Origin of the sequence: Kangiella koreensis DSM 16069, assembly GCF_000024085.1 — a bacterium.
In the GTDB taxonomy this organism is placed as follows: Bacteria; Pseudomonadota; Gammaproteobacteria; order Enterobacterales; family Kangiellaceae; genus Kangiella; species Kangiella koreensis.
The window spans coordinates 77,281-92,374 of record NC_013166.1; the positions used below are offsets into that span (position 1 = coordinate 77,281).

Sequence of the window (15,094 nt, forward strand, 5' to 3'; positions counted from 1 at the left end):
TGTTTGAGATAAGCTGTTCAAAGCATGTTAGGGCTTAGCTTCAGGCGTAAAAAAGTCAAACTGGCGGTGCAGATGCAGATTCGATACAAGCAATTTTTAGTCATACTGGTGGCCAACCTGTTGCTGGCGGGAGCGCTGTTTACGGCTGTGAGCTGGAACTTCAATCGCAGTTTTCGAGATTATGTGCGCAACGATCAAGCCAAGGAGTTGCAGCCATTAGTGGAGGGCCTGGCCGAGGCCTTTCAGCAAAATGGCAATCAATGGCAGTGGCTGCAAGATAATCGGCGGCAATGGCAGCATCTTGTACAGCGTTATTTGATACTCCGAGATAGCGCAGAAAACCTTTCGCCAGTAAAATCCGAATCATCAAAACGGCCACCGCGTATGCCGCGCCCACCTCACCCCATGACTCAGCGATTACTGCTAAGCGACGAGAACGATAAACCGATTATCGATTTACCTATGATCAATCCTGAGCACAGAAAACCAAGTATCCAGTGGTTGCCAATCAGGGTAGATGGAGAAATGATAGGGCGGCTGGGTGTGGCGCATTCAACGGAGCTGGAGCGGGAGATGGATCGGCTGTTTGTAACCCATCAATTGCAGCAACTGGCCTGGATTGTGCTGGGCATATTGCTGATATCTGTGGGTCTGGCTTTCCCTTTTGCGAAGCGGTTGGTGCGGCCAGTGACTCGTCTACAACAATCCATGCAACAGTTAGCTGCCGGTGAAATAGAGCAACTGGAGCCGTTGCCTGTAACCTCCGACGATGAGCTGGGTCGGCTTGCTCATGCTTTTAATCTGCTGACGGACACCTTGAAGGATAACTTAAAGGCACGGCAACAATGGATAGCAGATATCTCTCATGAATTACGGACGCCGGTGGCAATTTTGCAGGGGGAACTGGAAGCCCTGATCGATGGCGTCAGACCTATGCAACCCTCTGCGCTTGAATCCCTGCATGCTGAAGTGGGACGACTGACTCGCCTGATTAACGATCTATACGAGCTTGCGCTGTCGGATCAGGGAGCACTGGCTTATCATCGTGATGAGGTTTCACTGAATAGACTGCTTAGTGATTTTCTTGAGGAAAGCCAGCCTCGGCTGTCAGAAAAAGATATTCAATTGGATTTCGAGGCATCCAAACACCCTTTGATTTTATTCGCAGATGAATCACGTCTTATTCAGTTGTTCCGCAATCTGCTGAATAATTCGCTACGCTACACCAATGCGGGAGGACAGCTGCGAGTGCGTCTGCTCGAAGACAGGCAAAAGGGGATGGTGACCGTGCTTTGGGAAGACAGTCTTCCCGGTGTGGCAAATGAGGATTTGGAAAGACTATTTGAACGGCTGTATCGGACCGATAGCGCCAGGGATCGAATCAGCGGCGGGGTCGGTTTAGGGCTTGCCATTTGCCGAGCGATTGTAGAGGGCCATCAGGGTTCGATTGAAGCCCGCCACAGCGAATTGGGTGGCCTGGCCATTGCAGTACATTTGCCGCTTTACCGGTAACAAACTTATAGAGACCTGTGATATGAGTACACCTATTTTAATTGTCGAAGACGAGATAAAACTTGCGGAACTGATGCGCGATTATTTGATTCGTGATGGTTACGAGGTGGAAATGCTGCATCGGGGAGATGAAGTGATGCCGTGGCTGAAAAACCATCAAGCCCGATTGATACTTCTGGACCTGATGTTGCCGGGAATCGATGGATTGAGTCTGTGTCGGGAAGTGCGGAAAAATTCCAACCTGCCCATTATTATGGCCACAGCGCGAGTGGAAGAAATAGACCGGCTGCTTGGGCTGTCATCGGGCGCCGATGACTATATCTGCAAACCGTTCAGCCCACGGGAAGTTTGTGCGCGAGTAGTAGCGGTGCTACGTCGGGCAGAAGGTACGCCAGCCTTGCAGGACAAACTGGAGATAGATGAAGATAAATACCAGGTTCGTGCCGGTGGCCAGGTGCTGGAACTGACTGCGTTAGAGTTTCGTCTGATAACCACATTAGTGAAACAACCTGGCAGGGTGTTTTCACGTGATCAATTGATGGATGCCATCTATACCGATCAACGACTGGTTTCCGAGAGAACCATAGACAGCCACGTTAAAAAATTACGCAAAAAACTAGAGCTGCTACCATTAACGGAAAACCCTATCCGCTCGATTTATGGTGTGGGCTATAAGTTCGATTAAAGGAGGGACTATTAGAGTTCCACAATCCTTGCACATTGTTTGAAAAATGGATCGTTAAGCTGTGAAGGTAAATAACAATTACCAAGCAACTCATGGAGCAGCTTATGAAATCCATCAAGCAATACCTTCCCTTATTATTGATAAGCGGAGCCTTAACCGCCTGCGACAGCAGTTCAGATACAGAAACGACCTCAACTGACGAATCTAGTTCGAGCCTGGACGTGTTACTCGAAGTGACTCCAGACGAAACCACCTCGTTGCGCTACGCCCAGTTTGAATTTAGTGCACCGGATGCCTCTGGTTATGAGTGCGCCATAAACGAAGAGAACTTTAGCGATTGTGAGTCACCATTTTTTAAAGAAGAGATTGCGCTTGGCAGCAACTGGTTGAGCGTACGAGCTTATGATGAAGCGGGAGACTTCGGAGAAGTAACATCATTCAGTTGGTATGTTAACGATGTCTTTTTTGAAGGACACGAAGATCTAGTCGCCACCAATATATCGCCAAGCCCGGTAGAACCAAATAGCTGGCGAGGCATATTCCGTATCAATTGTGATTTTGCCCATAGCAGCTACGATGACCCGATTGTATTCCCTGGCCAGAATGATGCAGCGCACTTGCACCGTTTCTACGGCAATACCGAGGTGGATGAGAACACTACCATGGCCTCGCTTTATACTGAGGGTGAATCCACCTGCCAGGGCAATTTGCTGAACCTGACTTCTTACTGGGTACCAGCTTTGCTGGCTCCGGTGTACGATCAGATTACCGGCGAACGGGAGTTGGATAACAATGGTGATCCAGCCTGGCAGGTGGTGCCAGCAGTAGTCGGTAATGACGATGAAGCGCATGAGGTCTTCTATTATTCTGCCGGAGTCGATGATCTGGACTCCGTTCAACCGCTGCCACCGGGCTTACGCATGATTGCTGGTGTTGCCAGTACCCGGCCTGGTGAAGAACAGGATAGTACCGTAGCCCGATGGCACTGCCAGACCTGGGAGTCGAACGACGCAACAAATCCGCAGTTCAGCGCAACAATACCAGAATGCCACGAACCGGATCGCCTAAGAATGGATCTGTTTTATCCCAGCTGTTGGGACGGTGAAAATCTTGACTCAGAAGACCACCGCAGCCATATGGCTTACCCGATTAATGAGGGCGGAATTGAAGGTACTCATTGTCCAGATTCGCACCCGGTTCCTGTAGTTCGTGTCAGTTATCATTACGCATTCGGCGTGCTACCCGAATACACCCACCCAGTAGAGAGAAGCAGTAAGGGCTGGCGCTTGGCCGCTGATATGTATGACGTCACCGATGAGCAGGCCGGTGGACTTTCCCTGCACGGCGACTGGTTTAACGCATGGCATCCTTCAGTAATGGAAGCAATCTTGAGCAATTGTATTAAGGCGGGTCTGGATTGCCATGACGGAAATCTGGCCAATGGATACCGCCTGTCTGGAACCCGAGAAGGAACTCAGGAAGAACCCCCCATCATAAATAGCGGAATGGGTTACTAACAAACACAGCTGTATAATTATAAAAGCCGACAACAAAAGTTGTCGGTTTAAATCCAAGTAAAACAACTGACATCAGCAGTAAATCAAAGACATTGAGCTGGTTTTTCGCCTTGTGGGATCTACTCTTACTGGTAAATGCCGGGCTTGTAAAAAAAGCTCAATGAGAATAAGGTCATAAGAACGAATTCGAAAAAATGTTATGTGTTATAGGGTATGGATAAGACGTTCAGAATGTATTTGATGGCACAAAGCAGATCATATTCATAATAAACGAATGCATTTTGATAGAAGCAACTTGGAAAGCAAAAGATGACATCGACTCATAACCAGGCCGCCTAAAGCGAAGGCCATGTAACAATAGGAGTTGATTATGTTTGAAAGCTTTATGGCGGGTGCGCACCGTCTGTCACGCGTCAACTACGCTCCGAGAGCGGTTGCCTTTGCTATCAGCTTCGTCATTATTGCGCTTTTAGCTCAGGAACGAGGATGGGGGGCCTGGTATCTCGCTTTCCCGGCATTGTATCTATTGTTGTACCCACACCTGCTGGTGGTGGCTGGTGGGTTCCTTTCGGCGACTGCACGATTCGAAACAAGAGCCATCCTCGCTGATTCCCTGATTCTCGGTTTCCTCGCTGCCTTTGTTAACTTTTACCTCTGGCTATCCTTCGGCTTTATGGTAGCAATCGCCCTGAATGCGTCGGTTGTTGGAGGTAGCCGTCAGCTGTTGTTGGCATTGCTTCTATACACAACTGGCGCGATTGCTGGTGGAATCCTTAATGACTGGCAGGTGCAGATCGATGGTCCCTTTTATCTAGACATAATGACCATGGCCTTGTTACTGGGCTATGTTCTTGGTGTGGGTTTCCTAGCGTACAACCAGAATGCCCGATTGGTCAGCACTACGCGTGGGGTTGAGGAGCGTAATCGTGTATTTCAGGTGTTGGTGGAGATTTCATCAAGTGCCGATCTGGTAGGGGAGGTGCAAGACTTCATCCATGATGCGCTGCAACGAATTCATGATCTTTATCCGAAGTATGGTCTGGGGATGGTGGTACGTGACGTGAAACGCCCCGGGGTTTTGCGTTTCGTGGAATTCGTGGATATCTCTGTGGAGGAACAGGATGCGCTGGTTAAGTATTTATCTACCACTCGCACACCAGACAGCCGGGAGTTAACCTGGATCAACCCGGATAACGGGGCGATCTTCCAGATGGTATTCGATAATAGCCGCGTTCGTGGTAATGAAGGCATCATAGTGGTACGTGCGCGAGCGATAAGTTCGTTGCTTCGCGAGGCAGCCCGGTTAGCACTCGAAATGCTCGGTGTTCACGTCGAGAACAAGATGCTGGCACTCGATCTCAAACACGCCGCAGAGCGAGATCCCCTGACGGGTGTTTTCAACCGTGGTCGCCTCGACGCCGAGTTGGCCTCCGCCATACGCAGCCGCAAGCAACATGGCGCTATGGAGTTTGCTGTATTGATGATCGATGTGATCGGCTTGAAGGGTGTCAACGACAAGTACGGTCACGTAGCTGGAGATTCGCTGATTCGAGAAACTGCGGTGGTACTGCAGGAAGTATGTCGCGCCACAGATGTTTTTGGGCGTTATGGTGGTGATGAGTTTGTCATTATCTGCCGAGGCAGTAGCCTCACAGATGCACAAGGACTGCGTGAACGCATCAAGCGCGATGTGTCGGGCCGCAAGATCCGCCTGGCTACCGGAGCGCAGGAAACGGCTACAGCATATCTTGAACTCAGTATCGGACTCGCCAGTTCCAGTGAAGTCGAACCCGAAGAAGTGCTAGCAGCCGCAGATGAGGATATGTACCGCGACAAAAAAGAATGGTACGCAACGCACGAGCGATACAGATGAGCGGCGGTGATAAGTGTGTGTCTAATGCTTTAAGACTTTGCTCGCAAATTATTTTCCGATATGGAAAGAGTTAGCTAATTTAAATCAAAAAAAGAAAATATTTTAACAAGGAACTTGTATGCAAATATCATTAAAATTGTTGCTATTAACTGCTTCACTTTCAATCCTGTCTGGAGAGGCAATCGCTTCTGAAGCTATTGGAATTAACCCAACAAGCAAGACACCTCTTTTCGATGGCCATTGCGATAAAGAAGAATGGCAAGCTTCAACAAAGATTGAATTACCAGCACAGACTGCTATTTATCTTATGCACGATAAAGAGTCTTTATTCGTTTGCGCCAAAGGAAAAGCTGAAGATTACACGGCTATTGACCTTTACATTGAACACGCAGAAACGGGTCATCTCTATAATTTACATGCTTCGGCTCAATTATCAGAGCGAACTCTCAGTGATAAAGACTGGAGTGAATCTGCATTTTGGAATCACAAAGATTGGAGTGGATATTGGGTTCCATACGCAGGTGAAGAAGAAACTGATGAAGGCAAACGCACAAAATTCTTGGAGGGATCTCACAGAGAAGTTCAGGTATTGAGAAAGAAGTTTGTCGGTAACACCTGGAATATGATGATTCGTCTCAGTGCAGTATATCAAGATGGAGAGTATGGCGCAGAGTTCTTTTATCCAGAAAAAGCAGCAGATACCGAAAAATCGACTTGGGCTAAATTTTTCTTTTCTAAATAAAGACGAAACAATGGGGTCAAAGTATATTTATAATTAATTAAATATACTTTGACCCCATTGTTGGTAACGTTGTAAAAATGAATTGGTGATGATCAAGTAGAGTAATTTAAAAGCTGGAGCTTGCCAAATATTCGGGAATGAACCCGACAAATTTCAGTTCGCATTGGAAATCAAAGATGACTGTGAAATCGCTAACTATAAAACAAGTACTCCTACGGATTGTGATCATCATTGCCTCAGTGGAGGCGTTGATTATGGTGTGTTTTGCCGTGATTCCGAATAAATTAAATGTCTATTCTCTAACTAGTATTGATGTTACAGCACTTGCATTTATTTCTACTCCTTTGATCTACTTTTGGATTATTAGACCTTTTGTAGTCGCTCGAGACAATGCGATCACGCAACTAGAAAATATGGCAAATACCGATCCATTAACAAAGTTGGCAAATCGCCGACTTTTTTTAAGACACTTGGAACGGGATATAGCTGGCAATATCAGGCACAAGCATTATGGAGGGTTACTGCTAATAGATTTAGATGGTTTCAAGCTTATAAACGATCACAGTGGACATGATGCCGGTGATGCTGTACTCGTCGAAGTTGCTAAACGCTTTCAATCTCTCACTCGATCCGAGGACATTGTCGCTCGTCTGGGCGGAGACGAATTTATTCTTCTGCTGAACCGTCTTGATGAAGACGAACGAATAGCAAAGGAAAAGGTATTTCACGTTGCCGAAAAATTAATTGCTACAGTGAACAAACCAGTTAAGTTTAACGGTGAAATGTTACAAGTTAGCGCGAGTATAGGAATTCGCCTTCTGGGATTCGAAACCTTGAATGGGGAGAGCGCAATTAGAGAGGCAGATATCGCCATGTACGAAGCGAAAGAAAGAGGAAAAGGATGTGCTGTTTTTTATGATAAATAAACCTCTAAATAATCCTCCACACCTATGTATCCATAATAATTGGTTCTAAAAAAACGTTCTTCTGGTTTTAGTAATGTTTAAAGCCGGTGCTATCTGAACAAAAAAACAGTGATCGAGCTATACAGACATTCAATAACACACACTTGTTGGAAGATTACTAAAGGCGTATATTTTCTATATTGCCATCTGGCATAAAGGAGATGTCACATGTCTAAAGAAATTATATTAATGCTGCATCCTACTTTCGGCATTCTCGCATTAATTGCGGCTGTATGGGTGTTCGTTGAAACGCTTAATGCTAGCGACGCCAACTATAGTCGTATCAGAAGTGCAAGTGTACTGGTAGCAATTCTAATATGGCTTACTTATATCGTCGGCGGCTATTGGTATGTGACTTTCTACGGGGGCGATAAAGCCATTATAAAAGAAGGCCCTTGGCCTTTTGCTCATTCGTTTTTCATGGAAGCGAAGGAGCACCTTTTTCTAATGTTATTGCTTCTTGCAACCTTTCTTCCCATTGCTGCGTGGGGTGACATAGTTAAGCAAATTCCAAGGCGAAAGGTCGTTCTTTGGAGTTCGGCGCTAGTGGTTCTTCTGACTCTTACAATGGAGGGTGCGGGCGCCATTATTAGCTTAGGGGTTAAACTCGCTTTGCATGCTAAGCAACTATAAGGAGCAGGGAAAATGCCGACTAATAAATCTACAACAGAGATGACACAAGAGCTTTCCGCAAGTATAAGCGGATTTGGCCTCTCCTACGCTATCACAAGTATTTTGAGTGCGCTTCTAGTCGTTATCAAGGAGAGTAGCGAGGCCGTGCACCACTGGTTGGCCTCGATTACAGGCCATCACTGGGTGACTCATGGAATAATAGATGTAATTGTCTTTCTGATACTTGGCTTTGTGCTCTATAGAATGGAAGCGGGCGCGCGAATGAAGGCAAATACGCTCATCACGATCATCGTTGGGTCAACTGTCATTAGTGGGCTAATTATCAGCGGTTATTTTATCTAAAGTATCCATAGACACTACTAAACCACCTATTGATCAGAGAGTTACAAATATAAACAAACAGAAAGTTTAGGAAGACACAAAATAATCCTCTTTTTATATCCCTTCTGTAGGGTTGAGTCTGATTAAAGTCACTGAATTGCCGAGGCAATGACAGTAGATGTTAAGGATGATAGTTTGTCGTTAAGACATCTGAAAAATGAATAGCTGATGCTATACTGTTCTCAATCGCATCTATAATGATGCAATGTAACTCCTTCTTTTGCTGGATATGTGTATGAACTCTGAAATAAATTACAAGAACAACCCTTTGAATGGTGTCGGTTTAAAAGCCTTAGTCACTGAATTAGTCGATCACTATGGTTTTGAGATCCTTTATGCATATCTAAACATTAACTGCTTTAAAACCAATCCGAGCGTCGAATCGAGTATTAAGTTTCTTAAGAAAACACAATGGGCGCGCGAAAAAGTAGAAGCATTCTATATGTACCAATATAAGAATTTGCCGCGTGCGTCTTCGGAACAATTTAAAGTACCGCCCAGAGATCGCATAATTTCAGATGATGAAAAGCCCGGTGAACCTGCCGAATTAAGTTTGGAAGATGCTGAGCGGTTAAACGAGAAACGAGAACAAAAAGCAGCAGAATACGGGAAAGGTGGCGGCCATCGCCCTCGTAAGAAGAGAAAAGACTCGGCGGACTCTTCAGATTCACAAATCGACAAGAGTAACGATCCTTGGGGAAAATGGAATTAAAGGGTTCGGCTTACGCTAAGATTAATAATGAGGCCAAACTAGATGTTTATCTATACTAGTGAAAAAGTTTATGAAAATAATATCTAGTTTATTTCTAATAAGCTTTTTGGTGGCTTGTACTTTAAACTCCGAGAATTCAGAGAGTTACCCTACCCAAACAATTGAACATTATTGTGACGAAATGGTAGGGCCTGAATGGGTTAGATCCGAGAATCCTGTAAAACGAGATAAACTTATTAGTATGGCAAACTTTCATGTCAAACCCACAGGGATTATCTGGTATACATCTTCAACCGAGAATTACATGGTATGCGCATTTACGAATGATCCGAACGGATGTGGATATGGAACACATGAATTCCGCAAGTTCGATGGTCGCTGGTTTTACGCACCCGTTTCTATGCAAGAGAAAATCTGTGTTGTTGAATAAACAATAACACTTCCACTCTAATTTCTGGGCGTGTATCGACTGGTGTTGGGTCATGGGCAGTACCTAGAAACTCAGTATTTCCCGTTACCTCCCAATGCGTCTGAGCGACGTGTATCGGCACGCAGCATTGTGCCTCCGGAATAAACCTCTCCATCTTGACAACCCATAGCTTTGTCTTTATATTTGCTGTACCAATACAAATAGTACAGTTGATACAAAGGCAGGTATGGCAATGTCACGAACAGTCCCATTGATGCTCAAGCTTAGCGCGGCAGATCCGCGCCCCATCACCCGGCAGATCACTGACGGTATCCGTCGCCTGATTGCCACAGACGAGATTCCAGTCGGCGCGCAGCTTCCCAGCGTGCGCGGCCTGGCGAAGCAGTTGATGGTGAATCCCAACACTATCGCTAAGGCTTATTCTGAATTGAACAATGAGGGCTGGCTGGATTCCCGTCAGGGACTTGGTCTTTTCGTGGCCGCACCGCAACAGCGGCTTTCCGATTCGGAACGCGAGCGACGCTTGGCGTTGGCAATAGACACTTTCGGCGCTGAAGTGCTAGGCCTCGGTTACACAACAGACGAAATTGTTAACCGCCTGCAAGTCGACCTAGCACCGATGCTCGACAAGCGTTCCGCCTGAGGCGAACCGGACAAAAGCACCAATACAAAAGGAAAAGATCATGTCCACCCCCGAACTTAAAGTTATTGAGCAGCCCGTCAGGCCGTCAACATCGCAAAACTTGCCCTATGTGATCGAAACCGAGAATCTCGAATTGCGTTACGGCAAGAAGTTTGCATTGAAATCGCTAAGCCTGAAAATTCCACCAGGCCGCATTCACGCACTAGTAGGAGCGAATGGTGCGGGCAAGTCATCGCTATTTCGCATCCTGCTTGGCTTCCAGTCGCCGACGGGTGGTGAAGCGCGAATACTCGGCCGTGATTGCGTTTCTCTAAATGAGCACGACCGCGCCCGTATCGGCTTTGTGAATGAGGAGCACAGCCTACCTGCTTGGCTGCGCGTGGAAGACGTCGTGAAGATGCAGCGGAATCTCTATCCGCAGTGGGATCAAAAGGTGTATCGCAGCATCGTCGGACATTTTAATGTCGGCGAAGAGCAACGCATTCGCGAACTCTCGCGCGGTGAACGCGCCGGCGTAAATCTGGCGATGGCGATGGCGCAGAAACCGGAGCTGCTGATCCTGGATGAACCGACGCTCGGGCTAGATGTGGTTGCCAAGCGGGCCTTCTTGGAAGCGGTACTGGCATCTGTTGAGGCTACTAACTGCACCATCATCTATTGCTCACACCAGATGGAAGAAATTGAGCGGCTGGCCGACAACCTCATAGTGATGGAATTGGGCGAGCTGGTGCACATGTCCTCACCGGATGAATTTTGTGAGCGCGTCAGCCTGTGGGTGGCGGAATTTCCGTTTCAAACATCCGGCGCTGAGTTCCTGCCCGGTGTGTTGCAGGTCGAACGCATTGATGGATTGTTCCATTTCATCGTGCTCGACCAGGATGAAAATTTCGGCGAGTTGCTGGAGGACAAGGGCGCACGATGTGCCTGGCAGGGTGCGGTGGATCTCGACCGTGCGGTCAATGCATTCCTCACCCGCAACCATGCACGACCATTGCCGGATAATGCCGAGCCGGACATTGCCGGAGAAAATGGAGGAGACGCACAATGAAAGACCTTTATTTTTCGGAACTGAGGCGTTTTCGCTGGATTGCGATGGCAGCCGCTGTTGCCAATCAGCTGTTGCTGATTTTTCTTAACCGCATCGGCGATTTGTTGCAGAACTCGTATTTTCATGGCCTGCTGCTGTTGATCGCAATGGTAAGCGCGGTAGCACTGGCTATTTTCCAGGTCGGCAGTTACCGTAAGCCCAGCCAGTGGGCATGGCTGATTCACCGCCCTCTATCAACGTCGCGTATTTTCGGCGCGCTGGCTTTGTCAGCCACTACCATACTGTCACTGGTGATACTCCTACCGATGCTAATCGTATTGATCAGCACGGATATTCTGACGACGCGCGTCGCGGATCTGCACCATTATGTGTCACTTTTGCACGTGCTCGCATTTTCGATGATGGCGTGGATGGCCGGTGCACATGCCTGCATCAGCCGCAGCCGAGTTGCCATCGCCGTCCTGTTTGCACCATTACTACTGGCCTTGCACATGGTATCGGTATTTGTACTGTTGCTGCCTGTGTCACTGGCGCTCGGCTGGCTGTCATGGATCACGCTGAAGAGTTTTCGCGCAAACCGCGAAGGCCCCATTCATGGTAGTGGCACCCTGCTGCTTACGACGCTTCCCTTGCAGATCGGCCTGTTCCTGTTGTGCCTTGTGCTAGTGCGTTTCCTGATGGTCAGTGGTGGGATTCTGCTTGGCACGGATCCGCTGAACACCGATTACCCGCCGAAGGGTGGCTTAATCGAAACAGAGCGCTCCGAACCGAGCGAAGAATTTGTTCTTGGGCTGGCGGAAAGTGATGATCCGCGAGCCGAGTCTTGGCGCACGCAGATGCCGTTGCTCGAACCGCTGCGCTTCGGTCCCTGGCTCAAGCGCTTTCCAGTGCGACATCAGTTCAGCAAGCTGCCCCTGCCGAGCAACTGGTATGACAAAGAGCGAAATATCTTCTGGTCGTTCAGCCATGACCGCATGCTGTTTGTGGGGCGTAATCCAGAAAGTGGTGTCGCACAAGGCGTCTTCGGAATGAACGGTGGTGGAGATGACACGCCTTTCGCTTCCGTGCCGGTCGTGGCGGAGCATGGTGATCTGCTGACAACGAATACTCTGTATGGAATCGACGAGCAGGAGCAGAGCCTGTTCAAGCGATTCGAACTGAGCGAAGGTGAAATCTTCACGGCATTGCCGCAGCGTGAATTAGGACGCTTACTGTTGCTGACCAACCAGCGACTGATCGTGTTGCGCGAGGATCGGCGTGCAGCTGCAACCATTCCGCCATTGTTACTGGATTGGGAAGTGAATCTGCCCGATGGTCCGCAACATATGGAATCTGTCAGCGTCGCCGAACTGATGGACGGCTGGCTGGTGTCTTTTGTATATAGTGATGGCATGCGCCAGATTGGATTGAGCCAATTCCCCGATATTGTTCCGCCATGGCAGCAGGTCATCTGGATTGATACGGACGGCAATACAGAGGTTGTGGCAGAACGTCGTATCGAGCCTGACTTCCCCGTGCTGCAACGAAGTTTCTGGTGGTTGTCGCCTACATTGGAAGTGCTGACGACCTGGCCGGAAGTTGCACTGGACAAGGGGCTGACCTGGCCAATGAAATTGAAGCTTGTACCTGCTGCATCATCGCAATGGATCGCCGCCGCTCTACTAATATTGCTTTCTGTCATTGCTGCCTGGTGGTGGCTACGCAAGTCGCGGATACCTGTATCGCGTCAATGGCTGTGGATCGCAAGTTGCGCAGTGATTGGCCTGCCAGCCTTGCTGAGTATGTTCCTGCTGGAGCCGCGGGAGCGGCAGGCATGATGCAGAAGAATCTTTCAGCTCTGGTCGCCACCATGTTTGCCGCGATTGCTTTTAGCACTGCAAGTGTAGGCGAGAGTCAGAGTCGAGTCGTGGACAATGATCCTCAGGAATTGACTTTGCAGGTAGCAGCGAGCAGTGCAGAAAAATCGGAACGTCCCATTCTGATTCCGCGCGATGATCTCATGCAGCGTGCCGACCTCTACGATATCAACCTGTCGCCGGACGGTCGCTGGCTGAGCTACCGCCGTGAGAATGACCAGCGTAACGAACTTTGGCTGCATAACATCGCTTCTGGCGAAGACAATCGCGTGATGGCCAACAGTGAGGACGCTGAAGTCGAATGGTCCGGTGATGGCAAGCTTCTCTGGTTGCCGGACAACAAGGGGCTGGCCGTGTTCGACATCGATAGCATGAAAGGACGTCGCATTGTTCGTTATGACGCCGATCGCGGCCAGAGGTTCTGGGGCGTGGATCATAATGCTCCGAATGTTGCAATTCTTCGCGAAAAGATACCGGTGAAAGGTGAGTGGCGGTATCGCTACCTGGCCGTGGATGGCAGTGGTAAGACTCGCCTATTGCGTGAAACGGAGCGAACATTACTGCATTTGCTGCTCGATCAAAAAGGCAAATTGCGTTACGCCTCCGGCTACGATGGAGAAAAATTCGACACCGTGATCTGGCGGTTTGAGAAAAAAGGCAGGCATGAGCTGATGCGCTGTCCGCTGCCGCAACAGTGCCGGCCAGTAGCATTTCATGAAAGCGACGCTGGCGAGATTCTGTGGGCATTGGCACACAACGGTGAAAACCTGATGTCGTTGCAGCGACTGAAGGGCGGTGCGATTGAATGGCATATCGTACATTCCGATCCGCGTGGCATTTCAGACGCGGTATCCTTGCTGATGCAGCCCGGTAATTCGGACTGGCTGGCGTTGGCATATCGCCCCGACCGTGTCGAATGGTATGGCCGCACACCAGCAATGAAAAGTCACCTGGAAAAACTGCGTAAACAATTTCCACGTGCCAATCTTGATTTCACGACAAGCAATGATAACGAACGTTGGCTGCTGCGTGCTTCGAAAGCGAACTGGCAGTACGACCGCTATTTTCTTTATGACGTCGAGCATCAATCCTTAGCGTCTATATTTTCGGAAGAGCGAAAGGCTCTTATACCGTCAGCGCACCTTATTGAATCTGTTGCGGTTAATTGGCAAGGCAAGGATGGCATGACCTTGTATGGCTATCTGTACCTACCGAAAGGAATTCCGCTGGCAAGGGCACCATTGATCGCGATCTTGCATGGCGGACCCTACAATCGTTCGAACGGCGACAATGATGTCGCTACTCAGCTACTGGTCAATCGAGGCTATATCGTCTTCAAGCCAAATTTTCGAGCCTCCACCGGCCATGGCGTAAATTACGTCACTGCAGCGCGCGGTGATTTCGGCAAGGAAGGTGTGCTGGATGATATTATCAGTGGCATGGATTACCTGCTTGCCAATGGCATCGGCGATAAAAACAAGCAGGCCGTACTTGGACATTCTTTTGGCGGTTACGCGAGCTTGCTGGCCGTCACACATTATCAGGATCGTTTTGTGTTTGCAGTACCAAGTGCGGCGCCGGTAGACATGGCATGGACAATGGCGGACATCGCTATTGAAGGAGGCAGCGCGATTTCATCTGAAGGTCCGCCAATTGATATTCTATTTCCGGGATACGGGGTGCCTTATGGTGAGCCGACTTGGCATGAACTCATGCACCGTGACTCACCGATTGCCCACGCTGACGAACTGAATGTTCCAGTATACCTCTGGGCAGGTGCAAAGGATGATCGCGTCGCATTGGAAAGCCTGGTTCGTTACTTTGCCGAGTCGAACGCGGAATTCAAACCGGCGCTACTTATTGATCCGGAGTCGGGTCACAGTCCGCGTGAACGTCTGAACGTGGAGGCACTAGCCTGGTTAATCGAAGCAAGTGCAGACAAGCACTTCGGCGGCGGTGTCACGCCACCTTCGAGAGAGTTGGAAAAATTCCTCAACAAGAACTTTCAGAAAGGAAGCGCAGGCTTGCTGGAAAGTAACTGACGTTGGCATGGACAATAAAAGGGTGGCACATGAGTGTCCGGCCCGAACCGTCGAC

Annotated in this window: 13 protein-coding genes; all 13 read left to right on the top strand. The window is 48.7% G+C overall.

What is annotated here, in order from left to right; translation table 11 throughout:
* Positions 1–24 precede the first annotated feature (24 nt).
* The 13 genes from KKOR_RS00360 to KKOR_RS00425 all read left to right on the top strand — a co-directional run bounded on the left by KKOR_RS00360 (position 25) and on the right by KKOR_RS00425 (position 15,039).
* The gene (locus tag KKOR_RS00360) at positions 25–1,512 is read left to right on the top strand and encodes an ATP-binding protein (protein ID WP_012800014.1); all 1,488 of its coding nucleotides are present in this window, start codon (positions 25–27) and stop codon (positions 1,510–1,512) included.
* Between the two features lie 22 nt (positions 1,513–1,534).
* Positions 1,535–2,197, top strand: a complete 663-nt coding sequence (locus KKOR_RS00365) for a response regulator (protein WP_012800015.1) — start codon at positions 1,535–1,537, stop codon at positions 2,195–2,197.
* 104 nt (positions 2,198–2,301) lie between these two features.
* On the top strand, positions 2,302–3,714 hold the full coding sequence (locus tag KKOR_RS00370) for a DUF1996 domain-containing protein (RefSeq protein ID WP_012800016.1): 1,413 nt from the start codon (positions 2,302–2,304) through the stop codon (positions 3,712–3,714).
* Between the two features lie 370 nt (positions 3,715–4,084).
* Positions 4,085–5,587 (top strand): sensor domain-containing diguanylate cyclase, encoded by a 1,503-nt coding sequence (locus KKOR_RS00375; protein ID WP_012800017.1) that lies wholly within the window; start codon positions 4,085–4,087, stop codon positions 5,585–5,587.
* A gap of 118 nt (positions 5,588–5,705) precedes the next feature.
* Positions 5,706–6,329: a hypothetical protein gene (locus tag KKOR_RS00380; protein WP_012800018.1), complete on the top strand. Its 624-nt coding sequence runs from the start codon at positions 5,706–5,708 to the stop codon at positions 6,327–6,329.
* A gap of 176 nt (positions 6,330–6,505) precedes the next feature.
* Complete coding sequence (locus KKOR_RS00385; protein WP_012800019.1) at positions 6,506–7,255, top strand: GGDEF domain-containing protein; 750 nt, start codon at positions 6,506–6,508, stop codon at positions 7,253–7,255.
* Between the two features lie 207 nt (positions 7,256–7,462).
* Positions 7,463–7,927: a hypothetical protein gene (locus KKOR_RS00390; RefSeq protein WP_012800020.1), complete on the top strand. Its 465-nt coding sequence runs from the start codon at positions 7,463–7,465 to the stop codon at positions 7,925–7,927.
* A gap of 12 nt (positions 7,928–7,939) precedes the next feature.
* Positions 7,940–8,269: a hypothetical protein gene (locus KKOR_RS00395; RefSeq protein ID WP_012800021.1), complete on the top strand. Its 330-nt coding sequence runs from the start codon at positions 7,940–7,942 to the stop codon at positions 8,267–8,269.
* Positions 8,270–8,543: 274 nt separating this feature from the next.
* Entirely contained in the window at positions 8,544–9,020 is a 477-nt protein-coding gene (locus KKOR_RS00400; RefSeq protein WP_012800022.1) for a VF530 family protein, read from the top strand.
* Between the two features lie 662 nt (positions 9,021–9,682).
* A complete protein-coding gene (locus KKOR_RS00410; RefSeq protein WP_187287321.1) occupies positions 9,683–10,093 on the top strand; it encodes a GntR family transcriptional regulator in 411 nt (136 codons plus the stop codon).
* A 40-nt stretch (positions 10,094–10,133) separates the two neighbouring features.
* Positions 10,134–11,141, top strand: a complete 1,008-nt coding sequence (locus KKOR_RS00415; protein ID WP_012800024.1) for an ABC transporter ATP-binding protein — start codon at positions 10,134–10,136, stop codon at positions 11,139–11,141.
* Positions 11,138–12,958 carry a hypothetical protein gene (locus tag KKOR_RS13550; protein WP_012800025.1) on the top strand — a complete coding sequence of 607 codons (1,821 nt, stop codon included), beginning with the start codon at positions 11,138–11,140 and terminating at the stop codon, positions 12,956–12,958. Before KKOR_RS00415 ends, KKOR_RS13550 begins: the two co-directional genes overlap by 4 nt.
* Positions 12,955–15,039: an alpha/beta hydrolase family protein gene (locus KKOR_RS00425; protein WP_012800026.1), complete on the top strand. Its 2,085-nt coding sequence runs from the start codon at positions 12,955–12,957 to the stop codon at positions 15,037–15,039. Before KKOR_RS13550 ends, KKOR_RS00425 begins: the two co-directional genes overlap by 4 nt.
* Positions 15,040–15,094 lie beyond the last annotated feature (55 nt).

Coding starts and splice junctions, on each gene's coding strand:
- KKOR_RS00360 (WP_012800014.1), top strand. CDS start 25: ATGTTAGGGCTTAGCTTCAGGCGTAAAAAAGTCAAACTGGCGGTGCAG.
- KKOR_RS00365 (WP_012800015.1), top strand. CDS start 1,535: ATGAGTACACCTATTTTAATTGTCGAAGACGAGATAAAACTTGCGGAA.
- KKOR_RS00370 (WP_012800016.1), top strand. CDS start 2,302: ATGAAATCCATCAAGCAATACCTTCCCTTATTATTGATAAGCGGAGCC.
- KKOR_RS00375 (WP_012800017.1), top strand. CDS start 4,085: ATGTTTGAAAGCTTTATGGCGGGTGCGCACCGTCTGTCACGCGTCAAC.
- KKOR_RS00380 (WP_012800018.1), top strand. CDS start 5,706: ATGCAAATATCATTAAAATTGTTGCTATTAACTGCTTCACTTTCAATC.
- KKOR_RS00385 (WP_012800019.1), top strand. CDS start 6,506: ATGACTGTGAAATCGCTAACTATAAAACAAGTACTCCTACGGATTGTG.
- KKOR_RS00390 (WP_012800020.1), top strand. CDS start 7,463: ATGTCTAAAGAAATTATATTAATGCTGCATCCTACTTTCGGCATTCTC.
- KKOR_RS00395 (WP_012800021.1), top strand. CDS start 7,940: ATGCCGACTAATAAATCTACAACAGAGATGACACAAGAGCTTTCCGCA.
- KKOR_RS00400 (WP_012800022.1), top strand. CDS start 8,544: ATGAACTCTGAAATAAATTACAAGAACAACCCTTTGAATGGTGTCGGT.
- KKOR_RS00410 (WP_187287321.1), top strand. CDS start 9,683: ATGTCACGAACAGTCCCATTGATGCTCAAGCTTAGCGCGGCAGATCCG.
- KKOR_RS00415 (WP_012800024.1), top strand. CDS start 10,134: ATGTCCACCCCCGAACTTAAAGTTATTGAGCAGCCCGTCAGGCCGTCA.
- KKOR_RS13550 (WP_012800025.1), top strand. CDS start 11,138: ATGAAAGACCTTTATTTTTCGGAACTGAGGCGTTTTCGCTGGATTGCG.
- KKOR_RS00425 (WP_012800026.1), top strand. CDS start 12,955: ATGATGCAGAAGAATCTTTCAGCTCTGGTCGCCACCATGTTTGCCGCG.